Annotated in this window: 4 protein-coding genes; all 4 read left to right on the top strand. The window is 36.2% G+C overall.

Going from position 1 to position 3,747, the window contains the following annotated elements:
• Positions 1-162: 162 nt before the first annotated feature.
• The 4 genes from AACQ17_RS07550 (at position 163) to AACQ17_RS07535 (ending at position 3,666) form a co-directional block, all read left to right on the top strand.
• Entirely contained in the window at positions 163-537 is a 375-nt protein-coding gene (locus AACQ17_RS07550) for a PTS lactose/cellobiose transporter subunit IIA (RefSeq protein ID WP_026028058.1), read from the top strand.
• A 1-nt stretch (position 538) separates the two neighbouring features.
• Positions 539-844, top strand: a complete 306-nt coding sequence (locus tag AACQ17_RS07545; protein WP_017047834.1) for a PTS sugar transporter subunit IIB — start codon at positions 539-541, stop codon at positions 842-844.
• A 93-nt stretch (positions 845-937) separates the two neighbouring features.
• The gene (locus AACQ17_RS07540) at positions 938-2,242 is read left to right on the top strand and encodes a PTS sugar transporter subunit IIC (protein WP_017047835.1); all 1,305 of its coding nucleotides are present in this window, start codon (positions 938-940) and stop codon (positions 2,240-2,242) included.
• The gene (locus tag AACQ17_RS07535) at positions 2,239-3,666 is read left to right on the top strand and encodes a glycoside hydrolase family 1 protein (RefSeq protein WP_094167725.1); all 1,428 of its coding nucleotides are present in this window, start codon (positions 2,239-2,241) and stop codon (positions 3,664-3,666) included. The genes AACQ17_RS07540 and AACQ17_RS07535 overlap by 4 nt, the downstream gene beginning before the upstream one ends.
• Positions 3,667-3,747 lie beyond the last annotated feature (81 nt).

Here is a 3,747-nt window from a genome sequence, read left to right as displayed (position 1 = left end):
ACAATACAGTGTGTTATCCCTGTTTTAAGGATGTTTTAAATTGTTGATTTTATTTAATATATTGTGTGTTGGCACGCTTTAAGCAATGTAAGTGTATATGCCAGGAAAATTGGTGTTCAAGGTATAACTAACAATAAATATTTTTATCACCCAGAGGTAGATATGACCGAACTAAAAGCAATCAATTCCGATATTGAAGAGATTCAAAATTTATATATGGAACTCATCGTCAACGCGGGTGAAGCTCGTAGCTGTTCTTTTGAAGCAATTGGTTTAGCAAAAGAGAAAAAGTTCCAAGAAGCAAAAAACTGTTTAGCTAATTCGAAAGAAAGTGCGTTATTAGCACATAAAATACAAACAGATCTAATTCGTAAAGAAGCTTGTGGAGAGCTAGTCAATATTTCCATTACTTTGATTCATGCTCAAGATCACCTGATGACAGCCTTGTTAGCACGAGAAGTCTCGGAAGAATTTATTGCAGTCCACGAAGAATTAGCTGAAATAAAAAAACAATTATCTGAATTAAAAGGGGAATAAAATGAAAATACTTCTATGTTGTGGCGCTGGTGCATCTACAAGTTTAGTAGCAGAAGCTATGTTTAATAGCTTAACACCAGAAGAAAAAGAAACTTTTGTTATTGAAGCAAAATCTTTTGATACTTTTTATGAAGTCTATGAAAAATATGATGTTATCTTGCTTGGGCCTCAGATTAGATATAAAAAACCTGAAGCAGAAAAAGCAACAAAAGAATTGAATATTCCTGTAGATTCAATTAACCCAATGGATTATGCAATGCAAAATGGTGCTGAAATTGTACAGCACGCAAAAAACCTATTGGGATAATTAATATTTATACCCCCATATCTCCTGAGACTGATATTAATTATCAAAAAAGATGGTGATGTACCCCACCATCTTTTTATAAAGGACTGAACAATGAACAAACTTTCAATTTTCTTTCAAAATAAATTTGTTCCTATTATGGTTGCACTTGGTGAAAACCGATATATGCAAGCCGTACGTAATGGGATGATGATGATTATACCGTTTATTATTATCGGTAGTATTTTTACGGTAATAGCTAGCTTTCCATCTGAAGCATGGACGGATTTGATTGAACCATATGCTGGTATGATTAATGTTGGTAATACCATGACATTCGGCATGATATCCCTCATTGCTGTTGCCAGCATCGGTTACCACATGGCAGTTGTCCACAAGATAGATCCAATTGGTACTAGCGTTACAGCACTTGTAGGCTTTTTGGTATTACAAGTTAATACCGAAGACTTCAGTGTTATGACTTCAAATTTTGGTGCGTCTGGTTTATTTACAGCTATTGCTGTTGGATTGTTATGTGCAGAAACTATTGTATTCTTCTATAAACGTAAAATAACAATAAAAATGCCTAAAGGTGTTCCTAGTTATGTATCAGACTCCTTTACAGTAATTGTTCCAGCTCTAGTATTTATTACATTCTTATGGTTTGTTCGAGTTTTTCTAAACTTCGATGTTAACTTATTAATTGAACGTATTTTATCTCCATTAGTATTTGGGTTGGATACCCTTCCAGGTATTCTTATCCTAACATTTTTCACATCACTTATTTGGGTATGTGGCATTAATGGCGATAATATTTTTGCTGGTATTGTCTATCCTGTATTATTGGGATATTTAGCTAACAACTCTGCGGCATTTGCTGCTGGAGAAACAATCCCACATGTAACAGCTTATGGTTTCTTCTATTTTAATTTATGGCTAGGTGGTACCGGAGCTACTGTTGGTTTAGTGATTCTTATGTTGGGTTCGCGCAGTAAAACATACCGTTCACTTAGCAAAATCTGTACTCCTCCGACAGTATTTAATATAAATGAACCGTTAGTATTTGGCTTCCCAATTATGTTAAACCCTGTAGTTATTCTACCTTACGTGTTAACACCTGTAATTCTACAAGCAGCGACCTACGGCTTAATGTATTACGGTTTAATTGGAAAAGTAGTTGTTGCCATTCCTTGGACTACTCCTCCTCTATTAAGTGGTTATCTATCTACTGGTGGTGATATCAGAGCCGTGGTTTGGCAAGCAATATCCATTTTGATTTCGGTTTGTGTTTATTATCCATTCTTCAAAGTTTCAGAGAAAGCGAAAATTATAGAAGAGCAGGAGTTAGAAGCTGCTGCTAATGCTAAAGTGAAAGATAATGCAACTAAAAAAATGGTTAATGAAGAGGTTTCAGCTTGATATACAAAAATGCTAAAAACTTCCCAGAGAATTTTCTCTGGGGAGCCTCAACTGCCGCATACCAGGTAGAAGGCGCTCATGAACTGTATGGGCGAAAATTATCTACAGTTGACCTCAACATCAATCCGAACTATGCCGATACCAGCATTGCATCTGACCATTATCATCATTTCCGGGATGATGTTGCCTTAATGAAACAACTTGGGATGAAAGCTTATCGTTTCTCGATTTCGTGGAGTAGAGTTATTCCAGATGGAACTGGGGATATAAATCCGGAAGGAATTAAGTTTTATAACGATTTGATTGACGAACTACTTGCTAATGACATTGAACCTATTGTAACGATTTTTCATTTTGACATGCCACTAGCACTTCAAAATAAATATGCTGGTTGGTGTAGCAGATCAATTATCGATGATTTCAAAAGTTATTGTCATGCATTGTTTACTGAGTTTGGTGATAGGGTTAAATACTGGTTGACGATTAATGAGCAAAGCAACATGTTCTTGCTGCCATACCTTGTTGAACTAGACCCGAATAGCAATAAAACTAAAGAGCAGCAGAAGTATCAGTTAAATCACAACATGATGCTAGCTCATGCTCAAGCGATTCATTTATGTAGAGAATTATTGCCTGAAGCTAAAATCGGTCCAGCTATTGGAATTGCACCCAATTACCCATACAGTTGCCATCCAGATGACATTCTTGCTGCTCGTGAGGCAAATGATTTCCATACCTGGCTATTTATGGATCTATATTGTCATGGGAAGTATAGAGAAAATGTTTGGGCTTACATGGTTGAAAATGATTGTGCACCTACTATTGAAGATGGTGATATGGAAATCATTGCTAGTGCCAAATCAGACTTTATAGGCTTGAATTATTATAGTAGTAAGGCTGTAGCTGCATGCCCCGAGAATGAGGACGCTAGTGAAAGGGTTCTTAATTTTGACGGGACAGATGGCGAATCTAAACATGAGAAAAGGCCTGGGCTGTATCAAGGAAAAGACAACCCATACTTAAAGAAAACACCTTGGGAATGGGAAATTGACCCTGTTGGATTACGGACTCTACTTAACGAGTTAAATGATAGATATCATTTACCCATACTGATCACTGAAAATGGAGTTGGAGGGCTAGATGATGTCGACTCTCGGGGTGAAGTGAATGATGATTATCGAATACACTACTTACGAGACCACATAAAACAGTGCAAACTAGCGATTTCGGATGGTGTAAAATTATTTGGTTATTGTCCGTGGTCATACATCGATTTAATAAGTACTAGTAGCGGGTTTAAGAAACGCTATGGTTTTGTTTTCGTCAACCGTACTGATAGTGACTTAAGGGATTTGAAGAGAATTCCGAAGAAAAGCTTTTATTGGTACCAAAGTGTTATTAATAGTAATGGTGAAGTTCTCTAATTTATAGTTATTAGAACTAACATAGAAACCTAGAGTTTTTGATATTATCTGGCAGCTATACATATGAATAGCTGCCAACTT

This window comes from Vibrio sp. V10_P2A27P122, from assembly GCF_963874335.1.
In the GTDB taxonomy this organism is placed as follows: Bacteria; Pseudomonadota; Gammaproteobacteria; order Enterobacterales; family Vibrionaceae; genus Vibrio; species Vibrio anguillarum.
This window is presented reverse-complemented; position numbering and strand designations above follow the sequence as displayed.

What these genes read in the sequence shown, in the direction of transcription:
- AACQ17_RS07550 (WP_026028058.1), top strand. Translation starts at nt 163, where the DNA reads ATGACCGAACTAAAAGCAATCAATTCCGATATTGAAGAGATTCAAAAT.
- AACQ17_RS07545 (WP_017047834.1), top strand. Translation starts at nt 539, where the DNA reads ATGAAAATACTTCTATGTTGTGGCGCTGGTGCATCTACAAGTTTAGTA.
- AACQ17_RS07540 (WP_017047835.1), top strand. Translation starts at nt 938, where the DNA reads ATGAACAAACTTTCAATTTTCTTTCAAAATAAATTTGTTCCTATTATG.